Source organism: Ramlibacter tataouinensis (assembly GCF_027941915.1).
Lineage (GTDB): Bacteria > Pseudomonadota > Gammaproteobacteria > Burkholderiales > Burkholderiaceae_C > Ramlibacter > Ramlibacter tataouinensis_C.
This window is the reverse complement of the sequence record NZ_CP116009.1, coordinates 1376020-1401930: the sequence shown is the minus strand read 5'-3', so window position 1 is coordinate 1401930 and position 25911 is coordinate 1376020. Positions and strand designations below refer to the sequence as shown.

28 protein-coding genes are annotated in these 25911 nt (G+C 71.4%); 16 read left to right on the top strand and 12 right to left on the bottom strand.

Annotated features, from left to right (window positions below):
* The first annotated feature begins 5 nt into the window (after positions 1-5).
* From bcrA to PE066_RS06570, 4 genes are read left to right on the top strand one after another with little or no spacing between them, the layout of a single operon-like run.
* Positions 6-1346 (top strand): benzoyl-CoA reductase subunit A, encoded by a 1341-nt coding sequence (bcrA, locus tag PE066_RS06585; RefSeq protein WP_271235758.1) that lies wholly within the window; start codon positions 6-8, stop codon positions 1344-1346.
* Between the two features lie 2 nt (positions 1347-1348).
* Positions 1349-2191 carry a benzoyl-CoA reductase subunit D gene (gene bcrD / locus PE066_RS06580; protein ID WP_271235757.1) on the top strand — a complete coding sequence of 281 codons (843 nt, stop codon included), beginning with the start codon at positions 1349-1351 and terminating at the stop codon, positions 2189-2191.
* A 39-nt stretch (positions 2192-2230) separates the two neighbouring features.
* Complete coding sequence (locus PE066_RS06575) at positions 2231-2476, top strand: YfhL family 4Fe-4S dicluster ferredoxin (RefSeq protein ID WP_271235756.1); 246 nt, start codon at positions 2231-2233, stop codon at positions 2474-2476.
* A gap of 47 nt (positions 2477-2523) precedes the next feature.
* The gene (locus PE066_RS06570) at positions 2524-2823 is read left to right on the top strand and encodes an iron-sulfur cluster assembly protein (RefSeq protein ID WP_271235755.1); all 300 of its coding nucleotides are present in this window, start codon (positions 2524-2526) and stop codon (positions 2821-2823) included.
* A gap of 14 nt (positions 2824-2837) precedes the next feature.
* On the opposite strand, the gene PE066_RS06565 is transcribed toward PE066_RS06570, so the two are convergent.
* Positions 2838-3047, bottom strand: coding sequence for a hypothetical protein (locus tag PE066_RS06565; protein ID WP_271235754.1), 210 nt, complete (start codon positions 3045-3047; stop codon positions 2838-2840).
* 93 nt (positions 3048-3140) lie between these two features.
* The gene (locus tag PE066_RS06560; RefSeq protein WP_271235753.1) at positions 3141-4058 is read right to left on the bottom strand and encodes a COX15/CtaA family protein; all 918 of its coding nucleotides are present in this window, start codon (positions 4056-4058) and stop codon (positions 3141-3143) included.
* Positions 4059-4194: 136 nt separating this feature from the next.
* Between PE066_RS06560 and PE066_RS06555 the strand changes: the two genes are divergently transcribed.
* The 11 genes from PE066_RS06555 to PE066_RS06505 all read left to right on the top strand — a co-directional run bounded on the left by PE066_RS06555 (position 4195) and on the right by PE066_RS06505 (position 15147).
* Positions 4195-4350 carry a hypothetical protein gene (locus PE066_RS06555; protein WP_271235752.1) on the top strand — a complete coding sequence of 52 codons (156 nt, stop codon included), beginning with the start codon at positions 4195-4197 and terminating at the stop codon, positions 4348-4350.
* Positions 4351-4360: 10 nt separating this feature from the next.
* Positions 4361-4900, top strand: a complete 540-nt coding sequence (locus tag PE066_RS06550) for a cytochrome C oxidase subunit II (RefSeq protein WP_271235751.1) — start codon at positions 4361-4363, stop codon at positions 4898-4900.
* Positions 4901-4910: 10 nt separating this feature from the next.
* The gene (locus PE066_RS06545; RefSeq protein ID WP_271235750.1) at positions 4911-6638 is read left to right on the top strand and encodes a cbb3-type cytochrome c oxidase subunit I; all 1728 of its coding nucleotides are present in this window, start codon (positions 4911-4913) and stop codon (positions 6636-6638) included.
* A gap of 10 nt (positions 6639-6648) precedes the next feature.
* Positions 6649-7545: a heme o synthase gene (gene cyoE, locus PE066_RS06540; protein ID WP_271235749.1), complete on the top strand. Its 897-nt coding sequence runs from the start codon at positions 6649-6651 to the stop codon at positions 7543-7545.
* Positions 7546-7549: 4 nt separating this feature from the next.
* Positions 7550-8416, top strand: a complete 867-nt coding sequence (locus tag PE066_RS06535; RefSeq protein WP_271235748.1) for an SCO family protein — start codon at positions 7550-7552, stop codon at positions 8414-8416.
* Positions 8391-9872 carry a cytochrome b N-terminal domain-containing protein gene (locus PE066_RS06530; protein ID WP_271235747.1) on the top strand — a complete coding sequence of 494 codons (1482 nt, stop codon included), beginning with the start codon at positions 8391-8393 and terminating at the stop codon, positions 9870-9872. Before PE066_RS06535 ends, PE066_RS06530 begins: the two co-directional genes overlap by 26 nt.
* Positions 9869-10378 (top strand): hypothetical protein, encoded by a 510-nt coding sequence (locus PE066_RS06525; protein ID WP_271235746.1) that lies wholly within the window; start codon positions 9869-9871, stop codon positions 10376-10378. Before PE066_RS06530 ends, PE066_RS06525 begins: the two co-directional genes overlap by 4 nt.
* A gap of 142 nt (positions 10379-10520) precedes the next feature.
* Entirely contained in the window at positions 10521-11933 is a 1413-nt protein-coding gene (locus tag PE066_RS06520; protein WP_271235745.1) for a cbb3-type cytochrome c oxidase subunit I, read from the top strand.
* Positions 11933-13831 (top strand): 2Fe-2S iron-sulfur cluster-binding protein, encoded by a 1899-nt coding sequence (locus PE066_RS06515; RefSeq protein ID WP_271235744.1) that lies wholly within the window; start codon positions 11933-11935, stop codon positions 13829-13831. The genes PE066_RS06520 and PE066_RS06515 overlap by 1 nt, the downstream gene beginning before the upstream one ends.
* Before the next feature lie 81 nt (positions 13832-13912).
* Entirely contained in the window at positions 13913-14617 is a 705-nt protein-coding gene (locus PE066_RS06510; RefSeq protein WP_271235743.1) for a Crp/Fnr family transcriptional regulator, read from the top strand.
* A 134-nt stretch (positions 14618-14751) separates the two neighbouring features.
* Positions 14752-15147 (top strand): DUF302 domain-containing protein, encoded by a 396-nt coding sequence (locus PE066_RS06505; RefSeq protein ID WP_271235742.1) that lies wholly within the window; start codon positions 14752-14754, stop codon positions 15145-15147.
* 52 nt (positions 15148-15199) lie between these two features.
* On the opposite strand, the gene PE066_RS06500 is transcribed toward PE066_RS06505, so the two are convergent.
* From PE066_RS06500 to PE066_RS06455, 10 genes are all read right to left on the bottom strand, one after another.
* Positions 15200-16744 (bottom strand): nitrite reductase, encoded by a 1545-nt coding sequence (locus PE066_RS06500; RefSeq protein WP_271235741.1) that lies wholly within the window; start codon positions 16742-16744, stop codon positions 15200-15202.
* Positions 16745-16840: 96 nt separating this feature from the next.
* Positions 16841-18034, bottom strand: a complete 1194-nt coding sequence (gene nirJ, locus PE066_RS06495; protein WP_271235740.1) for a heme d1 biosynthesis radical SAM protein NirJ — start codon at positions 18032-18034, stop codon at positions 16841-16843.
* Between the two features lie 6 nt (positions 18035-18040).
* Complete coding sequence (gene ahbB / locus PE066_RS06490; RefSeq protein ID WP_271235739.1) at positions 18041-18580, bottom strand: siroheme decarboxylase subunit beta; 540 nt, start codon at positions 18578-18580, stop codon at positions 18041-18043.
* Entirely contained in the window at positions 18577-19065 is a 489-nt protein-coding gene (locus PE066_RS06485; protein ID WP_271235738.1) for an Lrp/AsnC family transcriptional regulator, read from the bottom strand. The genes ahbB (PE066_RS06490) and PE066_RS06485 overlap by 4 nt, the downstream gene beginning before the upstream one ends.
* Positions 19062-20252 carry a COX15/CtaA family protein gene (locus PE066_RS06480; RefSeq protein ID WP_271235737.1) on the bottom strand — a complete coding sequence of 397 codons (1191 nt, stop codon included), beginning with the start codon at positions 20250-20252 and terminating at the stop codon, positions 19062-19064. Before PE066_RS06480 ends, PE066_RS06485 begins: the two co-directional genes overlap by 4 nt.
* Entirely contained in the window at positions 20252-21262 is a 1011-nt protein-coding gene (gene ahbB / locus PE066_RS06475; protein WP_271235736.1) for a siroheme decarboxylase subunit beta, read from the bottom strand. The genes PE066_RS06480 and ahbB (PE066_RS06475) overlap by 1 nt, the downstream gene beginning before the upstream one ends.
* A gap of 9 nt (positions 21263-21271) precedes the next feature.
* Positions 21272-22468: a cytochrome D1 domain-containing protein gene (locus PE066_RS06470; RefSeq protein ID WP_271235735.1), complete on the bottom strand. Its 1197-nt coding sequence runs from the start codon at positions 22466-22468 to the stop codon at positions 21272-21274.
* Positions 22465-22803, bottom strand: a complete 339-nt coding sequence (locus PE066_RS06465) for a c-type cytochrome (protein ID WP_271235734.1) — start codon at positions 22801-22803, stop codon at positions 22465-22467. The genes PE066_RS06470 and PE066_RS06465 overlap by 4 nt, the downstream gene beginning before the upstream one ends.
* A gap of 4 nt (positions 22804-22807) precedes the next feature.
* Positions 22808-23116: a c-type cytochrome gene (locus PE066_RS06460; RefSeq protein WP_271236518.1), complete on the bottom strand. Its 309-nt coding sequence runs from the start codon at positions 23114-23116 to the stop codon at positions 22808-22810.
* Between the two features lie 32 nt (positions 23117-23148).
* Positions 23149-24879: a nitrite reductase gene (locus tag PE066_RS06455; RefSeq protein ID WP_271235733.1), complete on the bottom strand. Its 1731-nt coding sequence runs from the start codon at positions 24877-24879 to the stop codon at positions 23149-23151.
* Positions 24880-24994: 115 nt separating this feature from the next.
* Between PE066_RS06455 and cobA the strand changes: the two genes are divergently transcribed.
* On the top strand, positions 24995-25828 hold the full coding sequence (gene cobA, locus PE066_RS06450) for a uroporphyrinogen-III C-methyltransferase (protein WP_271235732.1): 834 nt from the start codon (positions 24995-24997) through the stop codon (positions 25826-25828).
* The last annotated feature ends 83 nt before the right edge of the window (positions 25829-25911 follow it).

Sequence of the window (25911 nt, the reverse complement as noted above, 5' to 3'; positions counted from 1 at the left end):
CGACCATGCGCTGCTTCATCGGCATCGACCTCGGCTCCACCACCACCAAGGCGGTGGTGGTGGACGAGAACCGCAACATCCTCGGGCGCGGCATCACCAACTCGCGCTCCAACTACGACACCGCCGCCGCCGTGGCGCGCACCGAGGCGCTGCTCAACGGCCGCTTCTACCTGTTCCGCCAGGCGCTGGCCGGCACCGGCGCCTTGAATGGTTCGCTGGACGGCTTCATCGAGCAGCTCGAGCGCGACTTCCGCGCCGAGCAGTACATGGAGCAGCTGGAGGACCTGCACGAGACCTGCGTGCGCAACCTGGTCACCGCCCACTTCGGCGCCGACACGCCGGCCGTCGGCGAGGCGCTGGAGGAGGTGTTCCGCCGGCTCAAGGCCGAAGCGCCCTCGCTGTTCGCGCCGGGCGCGCGCCGCAAGAGCGACTTCTTCCGCGACATCGCCGGCAGCCAGTACCTGGCGATCGGCGAGCAGGTCGCCAAGGAGGCGAACACCCGCTACGACTACCTGCTGAACCTGTTCGACCGCTCGATCATCGAGGTGGAGAACCGCGTCTATGCCGACTCGGTGCGGCGCCACCTGCTCAACGCGCTGGAACGCACCTTCATCGCCCTGCCCGAGAGCAGTGCCCGCCGCGCCCAGGTGGAAGCGCCAATCAAGGGCGTGCTGGACACCGAGATGGAGGACACCTACACCGTGGGCACCGGCTACGGCCGCGCGCGGCTGCCGTTCTCCAAGGAGCACATCCGCAGCGAGATCCTGTGCCACGGCCTGGGCGCGCACGTGATGTACCCGGGCACGGCCACCGTGCTGGACATCGGCGGCCAGGACACCAAGGCGATCCAGGTCGACCCCAAGGGCATCGTCGAGAGCTTCCAGATGAACGACCGCTGCGCCGCCGGCTGCGGACGCTACCTGGGCTACATCGCCGACGAGATGAACATGGGCCTGCACGAGCTGGGCCCGATGGCCATGAAGTCGACCAAGGCGGTGAAGATCAACTCGACCTGCACCGTGTTCGCCGGCGCCGAGCTGCGCGACCGCCTGAGCCTGGGCGACAAGCGCGAGGACATCATGGCCGGCCTGCACCGCGCCATCATCCTGCGCGCCATGTCGATCCTGGCGCGCTCGGGCGGCATCCGCAACCAGTTCACCTTCACCGGCGGGGTGGCCAAGAACGAGGCCGCCGTCAAGGCGCTGAAGGAACTGGTGCACGAGAACTACGGCGACCTGGACCTGAACATCGACCCGGACTCGATCTACACCGGGGCGCTGGGCGCCGCCACCTTCGCGTGGCGCGCCGTGCTGGAAGACGGCAAGACGGCCGAACGGAGGGAATGACCATGACGCACACCATTGGCATCGACATCGGCTCGGGCGCCGTCAAGAGCACGCTGTTCCGCGTCGACGAGGGCGGCGGCATCCACTGGCTGGCCAAGCGCTGCGAGCGCATCCGCCGGCGCGACCCGATGACGCTGGCGCACGAGGGCCGCGACGCGGTGCTGGCCGACGCCGGCCTGGCCGCCAACGACATCGACTACATCGCCACCACCGGCGAGGGCGAGAACGTCAGGTTCGCCACCGGCCACTTCTATTCGATGACCACGCACGCGCGCGGCGGGGTGTACCTGCAGCCGGGCATCGCCGCGGTGGTCGACGTGGGTGCGCTCAACGGCCGCGCGATCTACGTCGACGAGCGCGGCAAGGTGCTGGCCTACAAGATGACCAGCCAGTGCGCCTCGGGCTCCGGCCAGTTCCTGGAGAACATCGCGCGCTACCTGGGCGTGGCGGTGGAGGAGATCGGGTCGCTCTCGAGAAGCTCGCAGGACCCCGAGAAGGTCAGCTCGATCTGCGCGGTGCTGGCCGAGACCGACGTGATCAACATGGTCAGCCGCGGCATCTCGACCCCCGACATCCTCAAGGGCATCCACGTGTCGATGGCCTCGCGCATCGTCAAGCTGCTCAAGGTCACCGGCATCAAGAGCGGCACCGCTCTGCTGACCGGCGGGCTGGCGCTCGACACCGGCCTGCTGGCCGCGGTGCAGGAGGAGATGGTGGCCGAGAAGGTGCCGGTGGAGGTGGCCAGCCACCCGGACTCCATCTACGCCGGCGCGATCGGCGCGGCCCTGTGGGGCGCCTACCGGCACGACAAGCTGCAGGAACTGCAGCGGCAGGCCGCCGCCTGATTGCCCGTTATTCCAAGCCGTACCCCAAGGAGAAGGACCATGGCCCTGACCATCGTCGAAGGCTGCACGGCGTGCGACGCCTGCCGCCCGGTCTGCCCCAATGAAGCGATCAGCGTGGGCGAGGAGATCTACGTGATCGACCCGCTGCGCTGCACCGAGTGCGTCGGTGCCGAGGACGAGCCCCAGTGCAAGCTGGTGTGTCCGGCCGACTGCATCATCCAGCACCCCGACTTCGTCGAGACGCCCGAGGAGTTGCAGGCGAAGTACGAGAGCCTGCACGGCTGATCGCGCCGCGGTGCCCCGCGCAGGGGGGCATCCAGCGCCACGCGCCCATGCTCTTCGCCTACGAAGGCCCCGCCGGCGAGCTGGCGCCGATCCGGCGCGCGCTCGCCGCCGTGACCGATCCGCTGGAAGGCACCCACCTGCTGCAGCGCCGCGCGGTGCGGCACGCGAGCCTGCGCGACGGCCGCGCACGGGTGGTTCTGGAACTGGCGCCCGGCATGCTGCGCCAACTGCTGGTCGAAGATCTCGAGGCCGAACTGTTCGACCACCTGCAAGGCCGCTGGCGCATCGAGGTGGTGGTCATCGAGCCGCCGCGGGCCGCCGCCCGGCGGCGGGCGGCACCGGCATGACCCGCCGACCCGCGCTACTTCGGCGTGTCGGTCGTACCCATGACGCGCTCGACGCCCATGTGATCGCCGCATTGGCTGGTGCTCGAGACCCAGGCGCCGTCCCTGCACATGACGTTGGTCGCCGGGCGGCTCGCGCCCATGGTCGAGGTACCGGAGCGCATTTGCGCGCAGCCGGCGAGCAGGGCCAGGGCCAGCAGCGAAACCGGGATGGCAAGGATTCTCATGATGACCTCCGATGCAGGTGGAACGGGTCGCCAGTAGCGCCTGTGCCGCGCCCGACCGGTAGCCGGCGCCGGCCGATATCGGTGTAGGAGGGGTCAGCCGTCCAGCAGCGCCGCGGTGGTGGTCAGCAGCACGGCCGCGATGACGTTGTGGACCAGCGCCACGGCCAGCGGCAGCCCGGCGGAGACCAGCAGCACGCCGGCGGCGATCTGGGCCGGCGGCAGCACCACCAGCAGCGCCCCGGCCCAGCGGCGCCGGCCGCGCCAGGCCGCCAGCCCGAGCGCCACCAGCACCAGCGACACCACCAGCCCGCCGAGCCGGTGCGCCATGTGCACCAGCGCGCCGGCCGGGTTCAGCGGCTGGGCCGGATCGCCGGCGGCGTGGAAGGGGTTGAACAAGGCCCACGAACCCGCGTCGAGCGAACAGGCGGCCAGCGCCGGACAGCTCAGCCCCGCATGGGCCGAGCTGACCAGCCCGCCCAGCGCCATCTGCACCAGCAGCAGGACGGCGGCCGCCCAGGCCCACAGGCGCAGGCGCCGGGAAGCGGCCGGTGGTCCGTCGTCGCGGGTCGCCCGCACGAAGGCGCAGGCGACCGCGAACAGGGCCATGCCCGCCAGCAGGTTGCCCAGCGTCACCGCGGGCAGCAGCGAATCGGCCGTGGCGCGGCCGAACGCCGCCAGGAAGGCGGCCAGCCCCAGCAGCCCCAGCACCAGCCGCCCCGGCCGCCACAGCGCCGGGTTGCGCGCCAGCGAGATCATCAGCGCCGCGATGATCGCCACCAGCACCGCACTGGCGCTGATGCGGTGCGCGATGCGCGCGAAGCCGATGGCGACGCTGTCCAGGGAGGCCGTGCGCAGCGCCTCCGACACGTAGCAGGCCGGCCAGGGCTGGCAGCCCAGTCCGGTGCGCGACAGGCGGATGTAGGCACTGAGCGTGGTGATGGCGATGACCAGCGCCGCGCAGCTCCACGCGAGGGCGCGCAACGTCTGCAGGCGGCGATGGAGGGCGGTCATGCAGCCGATGCTAGTGCGCTTGCGCCCGCGCGCAAAAGCGCCGCCGATCGGACATTTTTAAAACTTGTTCCAGATCAATGTCCGACTGCGGCACTCGGAGAACCATGGCGTCCGCGAACAACACGTGAGGAGCGCCATGAGCCACGAGGAAACCGACGACGGCAAGGTCCCGCTGATGCAGCAGCTGCTGGACAACCCCTTCCTGCTGCTGTTCCTGGGGGTGCTGATCCCCATGGTCGTCTACACGCTGTGGGGCGTGATCGACATCCTGACCATCCCGGTCGCCAAGTAGGAGCACGCCGATGACCGCCATCCTCCCGCCGGCCGAGCGCCTCTGGTGGAAGCATCCGCTGGACCGCGTCGAAGGCACCTGGATCGCCATTGCCTTCGTGTGGTGCATGGTGATGTTCTTCATGATGGTCTACTGGCACGCCTACGGAAAGCAGAACCTTTCCACCGAGACGTACAAGACCAGCCCCGACAAGTTCGCCGCCAAGGCCGAGGCCTTCGCCGCCAAGTACACCGTCCGCACCGAGACCGAGCAGAAAATCCCGGTGGTGGCGCCGCCGCCCGACAGCGACGTCTACCTGATCGCCCGCCTGTGGTCCTGGTGGCCGATCCTGGAGCTGGAGAAGGGCAAGACCTACAAGCTGCACCTGACCGCCATGGACTACAACCACGGCTTCTCGCTGCAGCCGAGCAACATCAACATCCAGGTCGTCCCCGGCTACGAGCACGTGATCAAGGTCACGCCCAACCAGTCGGGCACGTACTCGATCGTCTGCAACGAATACTGCGGCATCAACCACCACCAGATGGTGGGTCGCCTCTACGTCAAGTAAGGAGGCGCCCATGTCCGCAACCCTTCCCCTGTCCGGCAGCTTCGGCGGCACCACCTACCGCACCTGCCCGCGCACCGGCCTGCAGTTCGAGGCCCAGGCCGAGCGCCTGATGATCGTCAACGCCGTGGTCGCGGTGGTGGCCCTGCTGGTGGGCGGCCTGCTCGCCATCGGCGTGGTGCTCACCCGCTGGCCCGCGGTGCACTGGCTGGCGCCCGACACCTTCTACATGGTGCTCACCGCGCACGGCATCGACATGCTGATCTTCTGGATCATCTTCTTCGAGGTCGCGGTGCTGTACTTCTGCTCCTCGACCCTGCTGCGCTGCCGGATCGCGACGCCGAAGATCGCCTGGCTGGCCTTCGCGCTGATGCTGATCGGCGCCGTCGTCAACAACGTGGCCGTCTTCCAGGGCGGCTCCAGCGTGATGATGACGTCGTACGTGCCGATGATGGCGGCGCCGTCGTTCTACGTCGGCCTGATCCTGTTCGCCGTCGGCGCGCTGATCGCCTGCTTCGTGTTCTTCGGCACCCTGGTGGTGGCCAAGCGCGAGAAGACCTACGAGGGCTCGGTGCCGCTGGTGACCTTCGGCGCCATCACGGCGGCCATCATCGCGGTGTTCACCATCACCTCCGGCGCGATCATCCTGATCCCGACCTTCCTGATGTCGATCGGGCTGGTCAAGGAGGTCGATCCGCTGATCTACCGCACCATCTGGTGGGCCTTCGGCCACTCCTCGCAGCAGATCAACGTGGCCGCCCACATCTCGATCTGGTATGCGGTCGCCGCCATCGCCTTCGGCGCCAAGCCGATGAGCGAGCGGGTCAGCCGCGGCGCCTTCCTGCTGTACATCCTGTTCCTGCAGCTGGCGAGCGCGCACCACCTGCTGGCCGACCCCGGCATGTCCACCGGCTGGAAGGTGGTCAACACCAGCTACTTCATGTACTTCGCGGTGCTGGCCTCGATGATCCACGGCCTGACGATTCCCGGCGCGATGGAAGTCGCGCAGCGCCAGAAGGGCTACACCCGCGGCCTGTTCGAGTGGCTGCGCAAGGCGCCCTGGGGCAACCCGGTGTTCTCCAGCGTGGCGCTGTCGCTGGTGGGCTTCGGCTTCCTGGGCGGCATCTCGGGCGTGATGATGGGCACGGAGCAGCTGAACATGCTGATCCACAACACCATCTACGTGCCGGGGCACTTCCACGCCACGGTGGTGATCGGCACCACGCTGACCTTCATGGGGATGACCTACTTCCTGATCCCCGCGCTGTTCAAGCGCGAAATGATCTGGCCCCAGCTGGCCAGGCTGCAGCCCTACCTGTTCGGCCTGTCGATGTACTTCTTCACCCTGGTGATGATGGGCGCGGGCACGCTGGGGGTGTCGCGCCGGCACTGGGACATGGCCTTCCAGGGCGCCGCCCAGGCCTACGAGTGGCCGGGCGCCGCCTACCTGATGATGGGCCTGGTCGGCATCTCCGGCGTGGCCGCCATCGCCGGCGGCGGGCTGTACATCGCGATCACGGTCGGCTCGCTGCTGTGGGGCAGGAAGCTCGATGCCGGCAAGCCGAGCGCGGTCGGCACGCCGGTGCCGCGGGCGGCGCCCAGCGTGGCGGTGCAGACCTACGGGTCGGCCGGCTTCGCGGCGCCGGGCACCTTCATGCTCGCCATGCTGTTCCTGGTGGCCTTCGTCCTGTACTACTTCATCAACTGGAAGTACCTGGGCCAGCTCTGGGGCCTGAGCTAGGAGGCCGGCGATGGGCACCCCCCCGCTCGCCGCCGGCCCGGGCCTCCTGGCCCGGGCCCGGCTGGTGATCTCGCTGTTCAAGCTGCGCATCGGCACGCTGATCATGGTCACCGCGCTGGTCGGGCTGGCCGTGACGCCGGGCGCGTCGCTGGCGGCCTGGCAGGTGGCGGTGCTGGCGCTGTCGGTGCTGCTGGCCTCGGCCAGCGCCGGCGCCTTCAACCAGTACGCCGAGCACGAGGCCGACCGCCTGATGGGCCGCACCCGCGGCCGTGCCTTCGCCACCGGCGCGATCGAGCGGCACCCGCGCTGGCTGTGGGTGATGGCGCTGCTGCTGGTCGGCGCCGTGGCCGCGGCGGCAGCGGCGCTCAATGCCGCGGCCGCCGCCTACGTGTTCCTGGGCGCGTTCTTCTACGGCGTGGTCTACACGCTGTGGCTCAAGCGCCGCACGCCCTGGAACATCGTCGTCGGCGGCCTGGCCGGCAGTTTCGCGGTGCTGGCCGGCGCCGCCGCCGCCAACCCGGTGCCCGGCGCGCAGGCCTGGCTGCTGGCGCTGGTGCTGTTCCTGTGGACGCCACCGCACTTCTGGGCGCTGGCGATCGCCAACCGGCCCGAGTACGAGCGCGCCGGCGTGCCGATGCTGCCGGTGGTGGTGGGCGACGCCCGCGCCGCCCGGATCGTGTTCGCCAGCACGGTGCTGCTGGTGGCCGCTTCGCTGCTGCCGCTGTTCGCCTGCGGCGCCGGCGGCGTCTATGCCGCGGGCGCCATCGGCGGCGGCGGCTGGTTCCTGCTCAAGACCTGGCAGTTGGCGCGCCGGCCTTCGCGCGCCACCGCCATGCCGGCGTTCTTCGCCTCGCTGATCCAGCTGAGCGCGCTGCTGGTGGCGGCCACGCTGGACGCTTTGCTGTAGTCCGATGTCCGATGTTGCCCTTCGCCTGATCCCGGTCCTGGCCCGCCGGTTGTTCGCCACCGTGCTGGCCGCGTGCGCCGCGCTCGCCGCGGCGCAGGAAGTGCCCAAGCTGGATCCGCGCGAGGCGCAGCTGGCCAGCCAGGCCGTGGTCGGGCAGCTGGCCCCGGACGCCGTGCTGCTCGATCGCAAGCGCCGGCCGGTGCGCCTGTCGTCCTACCGCGGCAAGCCGCTGATGGTCAGCTTCATCTACACCGGCTGCTTCGAGGTCTGCCCGGCCACCACGCGCTCGCTGCTGGAGGCGGTCGATGCGCTGGGCACCCGTTTCGGCGACCACCGCTTCAACGTGGTCAGCATCGGCTTCAACCAGCCGGCCGATTCGCCCGAGGCGATGCGCGCCTTCGCCGCCCAGCACCGCATCAGCCGCGACAACTGGGAGTTCCTCAGCGCCCCGGCCGCCGCGCTGCCGGCGCTGACCAGCGGCTTCGGCTTCCGCTACGCGATGACACCGGCGGGCTTCGACCACGTGCTGCAGGTCACCCTGCTGGATGCCGAAGGCCGCATCGTGCGCCAGGTCTATGGCGACCGCCCGGCGGTGGACACGCTGGGCGCGGCGCTGACGGCGCTGGTGGCGGGGCAGCCGGTGCCGCAGCAGGGCCTGCTGGAGGAGCTGTGGGACCAGATCCGCATCGTCTGCACGGTGTACGACCCGGACACCGGCACCTACCGGGTGGACTACAGCCTGCTCTGGGAGATCGCGGGCGGGCTGACGTTCATCCTGGCCATGCTGCTGTACATGCTCAACGAATGGCGGCAGCGGCGCCGGCAACGGCGGAAGGAGCGCCCGCATGCGCCGCTGGGTCACCAGGCTTGAGCACGGCTTCGACGCCGCATTCGGCGCCGCCGGCAACCCGCTCAAGCAGCTCGGCGCGCTGGCCTTCCTGCTGCTGTGGCTGCTGGCGGCCAGCGGGGTGGTCCTCTACATCGTGCTGGACACCTCGGCCCAGGGGGCGTACCGCTCGATCGAGGCGCTGGCGCAGCTGCCGCTCGCGTCCGGCACGCTGCTGCGCGGGCTGCACCGCTACGGCGCCGATGCCTTCGCCATCGTGCTGCTGCTGCACCTGCTGCGCGAAGCGGCGCTGGGCCGCTTCCGGCACTACCGCCGCTACGCCTGGCTGACCGGCGTGCCGCTGCTGCCGCTGGCCTATGCCTGCGCCATCGGCGGCTTCTGGCTCAACTGGGACCGCCTCGGGCAGTACTCGGCCATCGCCACCGCCGAATGGCTGGACGCGCTGCCGTTCCTCGCCTCGCCGCTGGCGCGCAATTTCCTCGGCGGCGCGGTGGGCGACCGGCTGTTCTCGCTGTTCGTGTTCGTGCACATCGGGTTGCCGCTGCTGCTGGTGTTCGGCAGCTGGGCCCACATCCAGCGCACCGGCCATGCCGCGGTGTTCCCGCGCCGGGGGCTGGCCGCCGGCACCGTGCTGCTGCTGGCCGGCCTGTCGCTGGTATTGCCGGTGCAAAGCCAGGGTCCGGCCGAACTCGGAACGGTGCCGCAGCGGCTCGCGCTCGACGGGCTGCTGCTGTTCCTGCATCCGCTGGTGGATGCCACCTCGGCGCAGGCCGGCTGGGTGCTGCTCGCGGGCGTGCTGGCCGCCCTGTCCGCGCTGCCGTTCCTGTCGCGCAAGCCGCGGCCGCCGGTGGCGGTGGTCGATCCGGACCACTGCAGCGGTTGCGGCCGCTGCGTCGACGACTGTCCATTCGGCGCCATCGCGCTGGCGCCGCATCCGGACGGCCGGGCCGGCAAGCAGGTGGCGGTGGTGCGGGCGGCGGCCTGCGCCGGCTGCGGCATCTGCGCCGGCGCCTGTCCCTCGTCCACCCCGTTCCGCCAGGCGCAGCCGCTGCGCACGGGCATCGACCTGCCGGCCTCCACCGTGGCGCAGTTGCGCGAGCGGCTGCGGGCCGGGCTGGAGCAAGGCGCGGCGCAGGTGGTGTTCAGCTGCGCCTGCGGCGCCGATGCGCAGGCGGTGGCCGGGCCCGGCGTGCTGGTGCTGGAGCTGGGCTGCACGGCGCAACTGCCGCCCGCCTTCGTCGAGTACGCGCTGCGCGCAGGCGCGGCCGGCGTGCTGGTGGCCGGTTGCCGCGAGGGCGGCTGCGAGTACCGGCTGGGCCCGGAGTGGATGCAGGCGCGGTTGGCCGGCACGCGCGAGCCGTACCTGCGCGGCGACGGGCCGTCCGGGCGCTGGCGCAGCGTCTGGGCCGATGCCGGCGAAGAACATCGACTGGCGCAGGCGCTGCGCAGCCCGCGGCCAGCGGAGGGATCGATCGCATGAACCACCGGAACACCTGGAAGACCTGGCTCGGGCAGGGCTTGCTGTACGGCCTGTTCGCCGCCTTCGTGGCGCTGTTCTCGCATGGGCCGACCTACCACCCGCTGGGGCCGGAGGAGGCGGTGCTGAAGGTCAGCTTCATCCACCATGGCGAGCGGGTCGCGCCCTGCCGGCCCTACACGCCCGAGGAGCTGGCCCGGCTGCCGCCCAACATGCGCACGCCGCTGAAGTGCGAGCGCGAGCGGGTGCCGGTGGCCATCGAGGTGGAGCTGGACGGGCGCACCATCCTCAGCCAGGTCGCGCCGCCGTCCGGCCTGAGCCGCGACGGCGCCTCCGCGGTCTACCACCGCCTGGACCTGCCGGCCGGCGAGCACCGCATCGTGGTGCGCCTGCGCGACAAGCCAGGCGACGCCTTCAACCACACCCGCGAAGCCACGCTCAGGCTCAAGCCGGCGCAGGTGCTGGTGATCGATTTCGACGCCGAGAAGGGCGGCATCACGTTCACATGAAGAACAGGACCACCCCGAAGCGCCTTCGGCGCTCCCCCTCAAGGGGCGCCACCAGCGGCCCGGCAAAGCCGGTTCCGCGGTGGCGCTGGAACAGGCATTGCGCTTTTGATCGACCGGCGACGTGAGTACCCTGCATCTTCCTGTGTCCGTCCGTTCGGACCGCGCCACCGGCGGTGGCACGATCTATGGCCTTTCGGTCCCCACCGACGCCCGCCTCGCGCTGGCGCGCGGCTGGCTCTGGCTGGGCATGGCGGCGCTGGTCGGCTCCGGCCTGTTCTCCATCCTGCTGGTGGTCTCGCGCACGCCCGGCGTCAACCGGCTGCTGCCGGCCGCCGACTTCTTCCACGTGGCGCTGGTGGCGCACGTCGACCTGTCGGTGCTGGTGTGGTTCGTCGCCCTGGCTGGCATGCTGTGGAGCCTGAATGCCGCGCCGCGCGCGCTGGGCTGGGCCTGGGCGGCGCTGGCGCTGGCCGGCGCCGGTACCGTGGCGATGGCGTTGGCGCCCTTTACCGGCGCCGGCCAGGCCATCATGGCCAACTACATCCCGATGCTGACGGCGCCGCTGTTCGTGATCGGGCTGCTGCTGTTCGGCGCCGGCAGTGCGCTGCTGGTGGGCCGCACCCTGCTGCAGGCGCGCGGCACCGGCGCCAGGCTGGATGCCGCCGGCGCGCTGGGTTTCGGTCTCAATGCCGCCGCGGTGGCCACCGCCGTCGCGCTGCTGGCGTTCGCCTGGTCGTGGGTTGTCGTGCCGACCTCGCTGGAAGGCAAGGCCTACTACGAGATCCTGTTCTGGGGCGGCGGCCATGCGCTGCAGTTCACCTGGACGCTGCTGATGCTGGTGGCCTGGCTGTGGCTGTCCGGGGCGTGCGGCGCCAAGCTGCCGCTGAGCCCACGGGTGGCGGTGCTGATGTTCTGGCTGGCGCTGGCGGCGGTGTTCGCCACCCCGGTGGCCTACCTGGCCTACGACGTGGCCTCGGTCGAGCACCGCGCCATCCTGACCTGGGCGATGCGCCTGGGCGGCGGCCCGGCGATCCTGCCGGTGGCGCTGGCGGCGGTGGTCGGCCTGCTGGCGACCGGGCCGCTGCCGGCGCCGGCCCGGCCCTGGCGCGCCGCGCTGCTGTCCTCGGTGCTGCTGTTCGGCGCCGGCGGGCTGATCGGCGTGTTCATCACCGGCAGCAACGTGCGCATCCCGGCGCACTACCACGGCTGCATCGTCGGCGTGACGCTGGCGCTGATGGGCGTGGTGTACCGGGTGCTGCCGGCGCTGGGCCATGCCGCGCCGCAAGGCCGGCTGGCCACGGCGCAGCCCTGGATCTACGGCATCGGCCAGCTGATGCACATCGTCGGCCTGGTCTGGTCGGGCGGCTATGGCGTGCAGCGCAAGGTGGCGGGCGCCGGGCAGGTGCTGCGCTCGGGCGGCGAGATCGCCGGCATGGGCCTGATGGGGCTGGGCGGGGCGATCGCCATCGTCGGCGGCCTGCTGTTCGTGGTGGTGGTGCTGCGCGCGATGCGCGGCGCCGGTGCGCCCTCGGCGGCGCTGGGGGCGGTGCACTGATGCGAAAGATCCAGGCCGGGCTGCGCTGGCTGTTCCTGCGCTTGGAGGGGCTGTTCGATGCCGCCTTCGGCGACCGCGTCAACCCGCTGTACCACCTGGGCTCGCTGACCTTCTACCTGTTCTGGGTGGTGGCGGCCAGCGGCCTGTACCTGTACGCCTTCTTCGAGACCGGGGTCGATGCGGCGCACGACTCGGTCGAGGCGATCACCCATGGCCAGTGGTTCGCCGGCGGCATCCTGCGCAGCCTGCACCGCTATGCCTCCGACGCGCTGGTGGTGACCATGCTGCTGCACCTGCTGCGGCACTTCGCCTTCGAGCGCTTCAACGGCTACCGCTGGTTCTCCTGGGTCACCGGCGTGGTGCTGGTCTGGGGCGTGTACGCCTCCGGCATCAACGGCTACATGCTGCCCTGGGACCGGCTGGCCCAGTTCACCATCGTCACCAGCTTCGAGTGGCTGGAGTGGCTGCCCACCCTGCAGGGCACGCTGATGCGCAACTTCATCTACAGCACCAGCGTGGGCGACCGCTTCTTCTCGCTGCTGTCGTTCCTGCACATCGGGCTGCCGCTGGTGGTGCTGCTGCTGATGTGGGTGCATGTGCAGCGGGTGCCGCGCGCGCGCACCACGCCGCCGAAGCCGATCGCCATCGGCGTGGTGGCCGCGCTGCTGCTGCTGTCGCTGGCGCTGCCGGTGCTCAGCCAGGGCGGGGCGGCCGACCTGTCGACCGCGGTGGCGCAGGTCCGGCTCGACTGGTTCTACCTGGCGCTGCTGCCCTGGATGGCGCAGGGGGCCCATGCCCAGGTGTGGGCGCTCACCGTGCTCGCGACCGGGCTGATGGTGGCGCTGCCCTGGCTGCTGCGGCCGGCCGGCGGCAAGCAGGCCGAGCACCGCATGGTGGTGCTGGACGCCGGCGGCGCGTCGGCCCAGGTGACGGTGCGCGCCGGCGAGACGCTGCTCGATGCCGGCCTGCGCGAGGGCCTGGCGCTGCCCTACGAATGCCGCAACGGCGCCTGCGGGCTGTGCCTGTGCACGGTGGAGCAGGGCGCGGTCGACCACCGGCCGGCGCAGCAGGCGGCGCTGTCGGACGCCATGAAGGCGCAGGGCCAGGCGCTGATGTGCTGCGCCACCGCGCGCGAGGACCTGTGCATCCAGGTCGAGCGGGCGGTCGAGGGCGCCCAACCGCTGGGCAGCCATCGCGGCCGCGTGCTGCAGATGGAGCGGCTGGCGCCCGACGTGATGCGGCTGTGGCTGGACGTGGAGGGCGGCCCGGTGCCGTTCGCCGCCGGCCAGTACATCAACATCGTGCTGCCCGACGGCGGCCGGCGCGCGTTTTCGTTCGCCAACCCGCCGCACCGCAACGACCGGCTCGAGCTGCACGTGCGGCTGGTGCCGGGCGGGCGCTTCACCACCCATGTGTTCGAGCAGATGCGCCCCGGCGACCTGGTGGATTTCGAGGGCCCGCTGGGGCAGTTCCAGCTCAAGGATGGTGAGCGCCCGCTCCTGTTCGTGGCCGGCGCCACCGGGTTCGCGCCGGTCAAGAGCATCGTCGAGGAGGCGTTCCACCAGGGGCTGAAGCGGCCGATGCACCTGTACTGGGGCGTGCGCCGGCCGCAGGACCTGTACCTGCTCGAGCAGGCGCTGCAGTGGCAGGCCGGGCACCCCGGCTTCCAGGTGATCCCGGTGGTGTCCGAGCCGCAGCCCGGCGACCACTGGAGCGGCCGCACGGGCCTGGTGCACGAGGCGCTGCTGGCCGATTTCCCGGACCTGGGCGCGCACGAGGTGTACGTCTGCGGCTCGGTGCGGATGGTCGACACCGCCGTGCAGGCCTTCCTGTCGCGCGGCCTGGACGAGCAGGCCTGCTTTTCCGACGCCTTCGCCCCGGCCGTGCAGCCGGCTTGACCGAGCGCAAACCGCCGGCCGGCCAGGCACCCACACTTGCGCCACGGGCCGCGCTTGGCCGGACCGTGGAAGGCTGCCGCGATGGACACCCCGAGCCGACCCGCTTTCGACCTGCCGCGCTACCTGTCGGCCCTGCCGCTGTTCCACGACGTGGCCCCGCCCGAGCTGTCCCGGCTGGCGGGCGGCTGCACGCTGCGCCGCTTCAGCCGAGGCCAGACCGTCTTCCGCGTCGGCGACCCCTGCGAGGAGTTCCACGTCACCGTCATGGGGCAGGTCAAGCTGTTCGCCCTGTCGTCCAACGGCCAGGAGAAGGTGATCGAGATCATCGGCCCGGGCGGCACCTTCGCCGAGGCGCTGATGTTCACCGGCCGGCCCTACATCGTCACCGCGCAGGCGCTGACCGATGCGCTGGTGCTGAGCGTGGCCAAGGCGGCGGTGATGTCCGAGATCGAGAACGACCCGCGCTTTTGCCTGCGCATGCTGGCCGGCATCTCGCGCCGCCTGCACGGGCTGGTGCGCGACGTCGAGGACTACACGCTGTGCAGCGGCGCCCAGCGCATCATCGGCTACCTGCTGCGGGACGTCGGCGAGGCGGCCGAGAAGCACGGCGGCGTGACCGTGTCGCTGCCGGTGAGCAAGGCGACCATCGCGTCAAGGCTGTCGCTCACGCCCGAATACTTCTCGCGCGTGCTGCACGAGCTGGAGGAGGAGGGCCTGATCGAGATCGACCGCAGGGAGATCCGGATCAGCGATCCGAAGAAGCTGGCGCAGTACCAGTTGCAGTAGCGGGCCTGCGGTCCAGCAGACCGTCCACTGGTGCGAGCCTGGCGGCAGGATCGGCGCCGCGGGCGTTCCGCCCGGAAACGGGCATCACCGGCGCCGGGTGACTCCGGCGTCGCACCGAGCGAGGACCACTGACCATGTATGGATTCCACGTCGACATTCCCGGACCCTTCGAACAGGCGATCGAGAAGGTGCTTGCCGCCCTGAAGGCCGAGGGCTTCGGGGTACTCAGCGACATCGACATCCAGAAGGCGATGAAGGACAAGCTGGGCCAGGACATGCCCGCCTACCGCATCCTGGGCGCCTGCAACCCGCCGCTGGCCCACCAGGCACTGCAGGCCGAACCGGACATCGGCTTGCTGCTGCCCTGCAACGTGACGCTGCGGCAGCTGGATGGCGGCCGGGTCTCGGTGGGCTTCCTGGATCCGCAGACGATGGTCCAGCTCACCGGCAACCCGGGCGTGACCGGCGTGGCCGATGAAGCCGGGCAACGCCTGCAGCGGGTGCGCGCGGCACTGCAGGCGGGCGCCTGATCCCGGGAAGGCCTCGTCGTGCGGGTCGGCCCTCCGCAGGGCAGCGGCGGCGTCAGTGCGACGTCCCCTCCGACCTTCCCACCTTGTTCCCGACGTTGTACTTGCCCACCGGCTTGCTCATGGGCAGGCGCTTGACTTCGGTCAGCGTCGCGGCGTCGTAGACGATCAGCGCGCCGTCGCGCTCCCACAGGCTGGCCAGGGCGTAGCGGCCGTCCTTGCTGAACTCGATGTGCGCCAGGGTCCGGCCCGGCTCGGGCCGCAGCGACTTCACCGGCTCGAGCGTGCGCTTGTCGATCACCGTGAGCGTGTCGCGCGCCGACGGGCTCATCATCGAGTCGATCCAGGCGTAGGGCGTGTTCTCGTGGCTGCGCATGAAGAAGCCCGGGCCGGGCGTGGCGATGCGCCTGACCGGCTTCCAGCCGTTCATGTCGATCACCGTCACCAGCCCTTCGCGCAGGTCGGGCGTGGCCAGCACGCGGGTGCCGTTCCAGGCGAAGGTGATGCCGGAGCCGAGGTGCGGCAGCGCGCCGAGCGGCAGCTGGGCGATGCGCCGGCGCGCGTCCAGGTGGACCACCTGGCCCGAGCCCGGCTGCCCCGGCTTCGGCCGCGCGGCGCCGATCGCGTGCCGGTATTCCGGATCGAAGAAGAAGTCGTCCAGCGGCTCGTCCAGCGGCGTGCGGCGCACGCCCAGGAAGCCGGGCTTGCCCAGCGCCTCGCCCAGGCGGTGGTCGTGCACCAGGCCGTCGTACACCGGCGGCGCCTTCTCGTCGTACGAGATCTCCCACAGTTCCGGGATGTCCTTGAGCGCGACCACGAAACTGCGCCGCGGCGCCGCGTCGTACACCGCCGACACGCGCGAGGTCTGCTGGCCGTCCAGGCGGGCCGCCGCGTAGGTGCGCACCAGGTTGAGGTCGGCGTCGAACAGCGCCAGCGAATGCGGCAGGTAGTTGGCCGCCAGCACCCAGCGGCCGTCGCTGCTGACGGCGACGTTGCGCATGTTCAGGCCGGCGCGCACCTCGGCCACCACCGCCAGGTTCCACAGGTCGTACTTGGTGATCCAGCCGTCGCGCGAGCCGAAGTACACGTAGCGGCCATCGGGCGTGAACTTGGGGCCGCCGTGCAGCGCGAAGCGCGAGGCGAAGCGGTGGATCGGCTCCAGCCGGTCGCCATCGACCAGCGACACGTGGTGGTCGCCGCCTTCCACCACCACGAACAGGTTCATCGGGTCGCCGCTCCAGCGCGGCCTGGCCGGCCAGGTCGTCGATGCGGAGTCGAACACGCGCGAGGCGCGGATGTCGGCCTCTTCCCAGCGCGGCGCCGGCAGCACCGGGGTGTAGATCCAGGCCGCGAGCGCCGCCACCTCGTCCTTCGACAGCTGCGGGCCGAAGGCCGGCATCTGGGTGGCGGCGCGGCCGTCGCGGATCACCTGCGTGGCTTCCACCGGCTTGAGCCGCTCCAGGCTTTGCGGCAGCAGCGCGGGACCCATGCCGCCCAGGCGCTGCTCGCCGTGGCAGGACGCGCAATGGGTGCGATACAGCGTGACCGGGTCGGGCACGGGAGTCTGCGCCTGCGCAAGCACATGCGCCAGCAGGAGCATGCCAGCGGCCACCGCGGAACCGGCTTTGCCGGGCCGCTGGTGGCGCCCCTTGAGGGGGGAGCGCCCGGGAGGGCGCTTCGGGGGTGGGCCAATGCTTCAGGCCAGCGCATGGTCGGTCCTTTCGCCGGCGATGCCCAGTTCGCCGTCATCGAGGTAGCAGCCGGGGTCCTCCGCCCACGGGTTGCCGGTGAGCTGCTGGGCCCGCACGCGGGTGTTGCCGCCGCAGATGTCGGCCTGGGGGCACGCCGCGCAGCGGTCTTCGAGCGGACGCGGCCGGCGCTTGAGGCCGTCCATCAGCGCGTCGCTGCGGTCCTCCCAGATCGCGGAGAACGGCCGCTCGCGCACGCTGCCCAGGTCGTGGTGCCACCACATCGTGTCCGGATGCACGTGGCCCAGGTTGTCGATGTTGGCCACCGCCACGCCGCTGGCGTTGCCGCCCCAGGCGACCAGCCGCTCGCGCAGCGCCGGCGCCCAGCGTGGCCAGGACGCCTGCACCCAGCGCAGCAGGTACACGCCGTCGGCGTCGTTGTTGCCGCTGACGAAGTCGGCCGCCTCGCCCCGGGCCGCTGCCTGCCAGGCGGTCTCGAGCAGCAGGTCCATCGCCGCCCGGGTGGCGGCGAACTGCGCGTCGCGCGCGCGGTGGATGTTGCCCCGGCCGGCGTAGTTCAGGTGCGAGAAATAGAACTTGCCGATGCGCTCCTGCCGCATCAGCTCGAGCAGCGGTGCGAAGTCGAGCGCATTCATCGCCGTCAGCGTGTAGCGCATGCCGATGTTCACGCCGCGCTCGCGCAGCAGGCGCAGCGCCGCCAGCGAGCTGTCGAAGGCGCCGGGCAGCCGGCGGAAGCGGTCGTGCGTCTCGCGCAGGCCGTCCAGGCTGATGCCCACGTAGTCGAAGCCGTGCGCCGCGATGCGGTCGGCCATGGCGGCGTCGATCAGCGTGCCGTTGGTCGACAGGCCCAGGTGGAAGCCCAGCTCGCGCGCACGCGCCGCCACCGCCCACAGGTGCGGCGACAGCAGCGGCTCGCCGCCGGAGAGGATCAGCGCCGGCACGCCGTAGGCCTTGAGGTCGTCCAGCACGGCCCGCATTTGCGCCTCGTCCAGCTCGCCGGGGTACGCGTGGTCGGCCGACAGCGCGTAGCAGTGCTTGCAGGTCAGGTTGCAGCGGCGCGTGAGGTTCCAGATCACCACCGGCCGCACCGGGCCGCGGCGGCGCGCCGGCGGTGGGGCCGGGTAGCGGCCGGTGCGCTCGGCTTCGGCCACTTCGCGCAGGTATTGGGAAATGCGCAGCATGCGCGGCTACTCCTTCGGCTGTCCGCCGCCAGGCAGGCGGACCCCGGTTTTCTTCAGCAGCTGGGTGCTGTACAGGATGGCGCGGTCGCGGCAGGCATCGCCCAGCAGATCGCGCACCGTGAGCGCCTGCCGCTCGACCTCGACGCGCGAGCGGCCGTGCAGCATGACGAACAGGTTGTAGGGCCAGTCGGGCAGGGCGCGGCGGCGGCGGTAGCAGTGGGTGACGCCGGGCAGTTGCGCGATGCGCTCGCCCAGCTCGTCGACCCGCGCGTCGTCCACGTCCCAGACCGTCATGCCGTTGGCGACGTAGCCCAGCCGGTAGTGGTTGGGCACGGCGCCGATGCGGCGGATGACGCCGCGCGCCAGCAGCGAGGCCAGCGCGTCCTGCACCTCGCGCGCCGGCACGCCCAGCAGCGCGCCCACCGCCTCGTAGGGCTGCGGCACCAGCGGCAGGCCGCCCTGGGTGGCGGCGACCAGCTGGCGCTCGAAGGGGCTCAGGACGGGCGCGTCCACAGGGCTGCCCGGGAGCGGTCCGGCGGCGCTCATGTCGGCTCCGGCGCCAGCGCCCGCAGGCGCAGCTCGACGCGGTACTCGCGCTCGCGCACGAAGCAGTGCACCGGCAGGCCGGTCTCGGCCTCGATCGCCGCCACGCAGCGGTCCACCGCCGACGGCGACTCGCCGGCCACCACGAACCACATGTTGAGGCGGTGGCCGCGCCGGTAGTTGTGCGCCACTTCCACGTGGGCGTTGACCTGCGCGGCGACCTCGTCGAAGCGGCCGGCCGGCACCTGCAAGGCGGCCAGCAGGTAGGCGCCGCCGGCGCGTTCGATCTGGTAGAGCGGCCCGAAGCGGCTGAGCACGCCGGTCGCCAGCAGCTTCTGCAGGCGGTCGATCACTTCCTCCTCGCCCAGGTCGAGCGCGGCGCCGATCTCGGCGAACGGCCGGTCGGACAGCGGGAAGCCCTCGTGCAGGTGGTCGATCAGCGCTGCGTCGATGCGGTCGGAATGGGTGTGGACGTCGAAGGCGTTCATGCGGCCTCCAGGTTGCCGTCATCCTGCGCGGAAACCGGCGAGTCCCGATTGACCAAGCGCAGGGCGGAGCGATCGTGCAGGCGGACGCCGACTCGCGTTTCGCACAGTGCCCCCGTCATCACCACCAGCAGCGCCGCCGCGCCAGCGGTGTGCGCCACCGCCGCCAGCAAGGGCCAGCCGAGCACGATGTTGGACAGGCCGGTGAGCAACTGCGCCAGCAGCAGCGCGCCCAGCCAGCGCGCCGGGCGGCGCAGGTTGGCGCGGTGCAGCCGCCAGGCCAGCACGCCCAGCACCGCGAGCACGACATAGGCGGCCAGCCGGTGCACGTAGTGGATGGCGGTGAGGGCGGCGAACTCGATCGGTTGACCCGCCGAGGTCAGCCCGAGCTCGCGCCACAGCTCGAAGCCTTGCCGTGCGTCCATCGCCGGCCACCACGAGCCCTGGCACTGCGGGAAGTCGCTGCAGGCCAGCACCGCGTAGTTGGTGCTGACCCAGCCGCCGAGCGCCACCTGCAGCCACAACAGGCCGAAGCCGGCCCACAGCAGCCGGCGCAGCCCGGCGCCGATGCCGACGGCTGGGTGCCCGTCCAGCGCGAACGCGTAGTCCGCCGCCTGCCGGCGCAGCAGCACCAGCAGCAGCACGCCGCCCAGCAGGTGCAGCGAGACGATGGCCGGGAACAGCTTCATGGTCACGGTGAGCGCGCCGAACGCGCCCTGCACGCAGACCCAGGCGAAGGTGGCGATCGCCCAGGCCGGGTGCACCGGCACCCCGCGGCGCCGCTGCGACCAGGTGCCGATGGCCAGCGCCGTGATCAGCACGCCCACGGTGGTGGCCAGGTAGCGGTGGATCATCTCGATCCAGGCCTTGCCGTGCGTCACCGGCCCGGTCGGCAGCTGCGCCTGCGCCGCGCTGATCTCGGCGTGGGCGCCCAGCGGGCTGGCGCTGGCGTAGCAGCCGGGCCAGTCGGGGCAGCCCAGGCCGGAGTCGGTCAGGCGGGTGAAGGCGCCGAACACCACCAGGTCGAAGGTGAGGAACAGCGTGAGCAGCGTCAGCGCGCGCAGCCGCCGCGCCGGCCCGGCGCCGGCGTGGCGCAGCCAGACCCAGGCCAGCGGGCCGGCCGCCAGCGCCAACCCCATCGACGCCAGCCGCAGGCCCGGCGACAGGTCGTAGAGCGGCGTCGCGTCCATCAGGCGGGGCAGGCGACCGGCGCCGCGTCGGTGAAGTAGCGCCCGCCGGTCTGCTTGAAGCGGCGGCCGCTGAACAGGGTGGCGTGCGGATGGCGGTGGGCGCCGCTGCGCGCCAGCGCCTGCGCGATGAGGTGTTGCACGACGGCGCGTTCGCGGCCATGCACCATGAAGTACAGGTTGTAGGGCCAGCCGGTGTCGGGCACGCGCTGGTAGGCCAGGGTGACGCCGGGCTGGGCCGCCAGCGCGGCACCGAGCGAATCGACTTGCGCGGCCGGCGCCTGCACCACGGTCATGGCGTTGGCGCCGAAGCCGGCCTCGTGGTGGCGCACCACGGCGCCGAAGCGGCGCAGGGTGCCGCCGGCCTGCCAGCGTCGCAGCAGTTGCAGCACGGCTTCGAGCGGCCAGCCCAGTTCGGCCGCCCACAGGTCGTAGGGGCGCGGCACCAGCGCCAGGCCCTGTTCGGCCAGCGCCGCCAGCGGCCGCTCGGCCGCGGCCACCGGCGTGCCGCGCGGCTGGACGAACGGCGCCGCCAGCGCCGGCGCATGCGTGCCGCACAAATCGAAGCCGAGGTCGATGCGGTAGGCCCGCACCATCGGCAGGAACAGCGACGGCGTGCCGGCCTGTTGCGCCAGCCGCGCCGCGGTCTCGCGCACCCGCCGCGCGTCGCCGGCGGTGAGCACGTACCACAGGCTCCAGTCGTGCTCACGCTCGTAGTTGTGGTTGACGGTGGGCTCGTCGCTCACCAGCTGGGCGACTTCGGCCAGGCGAGCCGGCGGCACGGCCAGCGCGCAGAGCGCCGCGGCACCGCCCGCACCCGGATTCCAGACCGCGCCGATGCGCCCGAGCACGCCGCGCTGGCGCAGGCCGCGCAGCCGCTCGATCGCCTGCGATTCGCCCAGGCCGAGCGATGCGGCCACCGCCTTGAACGGCTGCGGCTCGAACGGGAAATCGCGCTGCAGCCGGTTGAGCAACTGCAGCGAAGCGCCTTGCAGGACCACCGGGCGCACCATCCGCCGCTCCTAGAGCCCGATGCGCGCGGCGCGCGAGGTGAAGAAGATGCCGCTGGGCTGCTCCACCGGCAGCCGGGCCAGGGTGTCGAAGCGGGCGGTGTCGATCACGCTGACGTGGTTGGCGTCGCGCGAGCTGATCCAGACCGCTTCGCCGCGCGGCGTGAACTCCATGTGCAACACCGCCTTGCCCGGCTCCAGGGTGCGCACCACCTGCCGGCTGACGGTGTCGACCACCTGCACCTTGTGGTAGTCGGGCACCGCGAAGTTGACCCAGACCTGGCGGCCGTCGGGGCGCGCCATCACGAACACCGGCTGGCCGGCGACCGGCACCCGGCCCACTTCTTCCCAGGTGGCGGTGTCCACCACCAGCAGCTCGTGGCGGCCGATGGCCGGCAGCCAGGCGTGGCGCCCGGCCACCGCCCAGCCGCGCAGGTGCGGCATCTTGTAGACGGGCAGCGGCTGCTGGCCGCGGCCGTAGCCGGCCAGGATGCGGCGCGCGCGCGGCTGCGGCGACCAGAAGTCGATCATCGCCAGGCCGTCCTCGCCGAACAAACCCGCCAGGTAGTGGCGGCCATCGGGCGTGAGCAGCGCGTCGTAGGGCTGGCGGCCGATGCCTTCGAACTTCGTGATCTTCGGTTGCGCGGCATCGGAGAGATCGGCGACCCAGACCTGGTCGGCGTCGAACAGGCTGAAGACGAAGCGGCGGCCCGGCAGGTCGGCCAGGCCGACCACGCGCGAGCGCTGCTGCGAGCCGTCGGCCGCGGTGTAGGTGGCCGGGATGTCGGCGATCGGCGCCAGGGTGCGGGCGTCGAACACGCGCACGCCGCCGGGGGCGTAGTTCTGCGCGGCGACCAGGGTGCCGTCCTGCGAGATCGCGCCGCCGATGCTGTTGCCGGCCTGCATCAGCCGGGCCAGCACGCGGCGGCTGGGCAGGTGCACCTGGCTCATGGCGCCGTCGCGGCCGAACACGAAGGCATGGGCGCCGTCGCGCGCATAGACCACGCTGGCATGCGACAGGTCGCCCAGGCCGTCGATGGTGCCCAGGATGCGGCGTTCGGTGGTGTCGACCACGGCCAGCTGGCCGGTGGCGCGGGCCACCACCACGCCCAGGTCGCCGGTGCCGCGGGCCGGCGCGCTGCCGGGCCAGGACGCGCAGCCGGCCAGCAGGGCGCCGCCGCCGGCCGCGAGCAGCGTGCGCCGCTTCATCTTGCCTCCGAGGGGAAACCTTGCCGCAGCTGCTGCGCGATCCAGGTCGCGTCGGCTTCGGACAAGAGGGCGGACCAGCCCGGCATCGGCGTGCCGGGGCGGCCCTTGTAGATGGTGGCCACCAGCGAATCCAGCGGCCAGTCGGCCAGCCGCTGCGCATCGAGCGCAGGGCCGAGCCCGCCGGTCAGGCGCATGCCGTGGCAGGACCCGCAGTCCTGCCGCACCAGGCGCACCAGCTCGCGCTGGCGGGCCGCGTCGGGCGCCGGCTCGGCCTGCGCCGCGGCGGCGGCGAGCGCCAGCGCGGACAGCCAGCAAGCGACTGACGCGGGCTTCATGGCTTCAGCTCTTGAGGATGAACTCGACGGCCGCCTTCAGGTCGGCGTCGTTGATCTGGGCCGGCGTGTTGGGCGCCATCGGCACCGGGCCGAAGACACCGCTGCCGCCCTTGCGGACCTTGTCCATCAGCCTGGCGACCACGTCCTGGCCCTTGTACTTGGCCGCGATGTCCTTGAAGGACGGGCCCACGAGCCTCTTGTCCTTCGAGTGGCAGGCCATGCAGCCGGCCTTGTTCATGGCGGCCTCGGGATTGGCCCAGGCCCCGGCCGAGAACGCGGTGGCGACGGCCAGCAGGGCCAGGTGCTTGTTCATCAGTTTCATCTGTCGACTCCTTCGATGGCGGATCAGTACACGTCGTGCTGGGTGTTGTGCACGTTGAAGTGCCCGGTGGGCGTGACCAGGCGCGGGTCCTTGATCACGGCCTTGGGCTTGAGGGTCTTGTCGTCGATCACGACGATGGCCGACTGCTTGTCCTTGGCCGACCAGACCGACAGCCAGACTTCGTCGCCGGCCTTGTTGAACTCGGGCTGCAGCACGCGCATGGCACCGCCGTCCTTGATGCCGGCCCACTCGCCCACCGGCAGCACCTGGTAGCCCTTGTCCAGGTTCTTGATGTCGAACACCGCCAGCGTCTGCGAGACCTTGGGGTCCGGATTCAGCGGCGTGTCGACGTACAGGCGCTGCGACTTGGGGTGGCTCTTGAGGAACAGCGAGCCGCCGCCCTGGCCCTTGAGCGTCTGCACCACCTTCCAGGCGTTCGCCTTGTTCTTCACCGGATCGGTGCCGATCAGCGAGATGGTCTCGTCGCCCAGGTGCCCGGTGGCCCACACCGGGCCGAACTTCGGGTGCGTGAAGTTGGCGCCGCGGCCCGGGTGCGGGATCTTGCCGACCTCGGTGATCGCGGCCAGCTTGCCTTCCTTCAGGTCCATGGCGGCGATCTTGTTGCTCTGGTTGGCCGCCACCATGAAGTAGCGCTTGCTGGCGTCCAGGCCGCCGTCGTGCAGGAACGGGGCGCTGCCGATCTCGGTGATCTTGAGCGCGTCGAGGTTGCTGTAGTCCACCAGCAGCGTCTTGCCGGTTTCCTTGACGTTGACCACGAACTCCGGCTTGAAGTGGCTGCCGACGATGGAGGCCACGCGCGGCTCGGGGTGGTACTCCTGCGCGCCCACGGTCATGCCGCGGGTGGCCACGATCTTCAGCGGCTCCAGCGTGTCGCCGTTCATGATCACGAACTGGGGCGGCCAGTAGGCGCCGGCGATGGCCAGCTTGTCCTGGTAGCCCTTGTACTTGCTGGTCTCGACCGAGCGCGCCTCCAGGCCGATGCGCAGCTCCGCCACGTTGTCGGGCGTGGGCATCCACAGGTCGATCATGTTGATCTTGGCGTCGCGCCCGATCACGAACAGGTAGCGTCCGGAAGCCGACATGCGCGAGATGTGCACCGCGTAGCCGGTCTTGACGATGTTGATGATCTTCTTGCTGTCGCCGTCGATCAGGGCGATTTCGCCGGTGTCGCGCAGGGTGGTCGAGAAGATGTTGTCGATGTTGTAGTTGTTCATCTTCTTCTTCGGGCGCTTCTCCGGCGGCACGATCACCTTCCAGGTCTGCTTCATCTGCTCCATGCCGAACTCGGGCGGCTGGGGCGGGTCCTGCTGGATGTAGCGCGCCATCACGTCGACGGTCTTCTCGTCCATCTCGCCCGAGGTCAGCCAGTTGGGCATGCCCGCCGGCGAGCCGTAGCCGATGAACACCTTCAGGTAGTCGGTGCCCTTGGGCAGCGTGACGTCCGGCGTCAGCGGCTTGCCGGTGGCGCCCTTGCGCAGCACCCCGTGGCAGCCGGCGCAGCGCTCGAAGTACACCTTGCGGCCCAGGTCGAACTCGGCCTGCGTCATCGGCGGCGCCTTCGGGTTGGTGCTCTGGTACATCGGCTCCTTGGCCAGCGGCGAGGTGCCGGCCTGGTAGGCGGATTCGGCCGGGGACACCGGCTTGTGGGTGTCGGGCTGCTGGGCCATCGCGCCGGCGGCCGCGGCGGCGGCGGCGAGGGCGAGGACGGCCGCGCGGAACGCGGGTCGGGACATGGCTTTTTCTCCTTCGGGTTGCTAAGTGGTTGCGCTGGATGATCCGGAGCAACCCTGCGCATGTCCTTGACTTGGTTCAAGGTCGCGGCGGCGCCCGGCGGCCACCATGCGGGCCATGACGTTCGAACGCGATGCCGTCGTGGCACCCCTGGGACGCGCCGCCGCCGCAGGGCGGCCCGGCAAGGTCTGGCTGGTGGGCGCGGGCCCGGGCGATGCGGACCTGCTCACGCTGAAGGCCGCGCGCCTGTTGTCCCGTGCCCGGGTGGTGCTGTACGACCACCTGGTCGGCGAGGACGTGATGGCGCTGCTGCCCGCGCAAGCGCGCCGCATCTGCGTGGGCAAGCGCAACCGCAACCACTCGCTGCCGCAGGAGGAGACCAACGCGCTGCTGGTGCGGCTGGCGGGCGAGGGCCTGGACGTGGTGCGCCTCAAGGGCGGCGACCCCTACGTCTTCGGCCGCGGCGCGGAGGAGGCGATGGCGCTCGCGCAGGCCGGGATTCCGTTCGAGGTGGTGCCGGGCATCACCTCGGCCCAGGGCATGGCGGCGTATGCCGGCATTCCGCTCACGCACCGCGGCCTGGCCTCCAGCGTGGTGTTCGCCACCGGCCACTGCCGTGACGGCGGCGAGGAGCCGGACTGGGCCGCTCTGGCGCGCCCGAACCAGACCGCGGTGATCTACATGGGGCTGGCGCGGCTGGACACGATCTGCCGCGAGCTGATGGCCCACGGCCTGCCGCCGGCGACGCCGGCGGCGCTGGTGGAGCAGGCCACCGCGCCGCGCCAGCGCGTGATCGAGGGCGCGCTCGGCGGTCTGCCGGCACTGGCGGCGCAGCACCGCGTGGCGGCGCCGGCGCTGATCGTGGTCGGCGACGTCGTGCGGCTGCACGGCGAGCTGGGCTGGTTCGCGCCGGCGCCGCCGGCGCGGGCGCGCGAGACGCAGTTCGCCTGAGGACCGGGCCGCGCCCCGGCAGCGCCCGCGCACCGCTTCCTTCCAGCTTGGCTCCCGTCGGCTTGCTGCGAAAACGTTTCCAG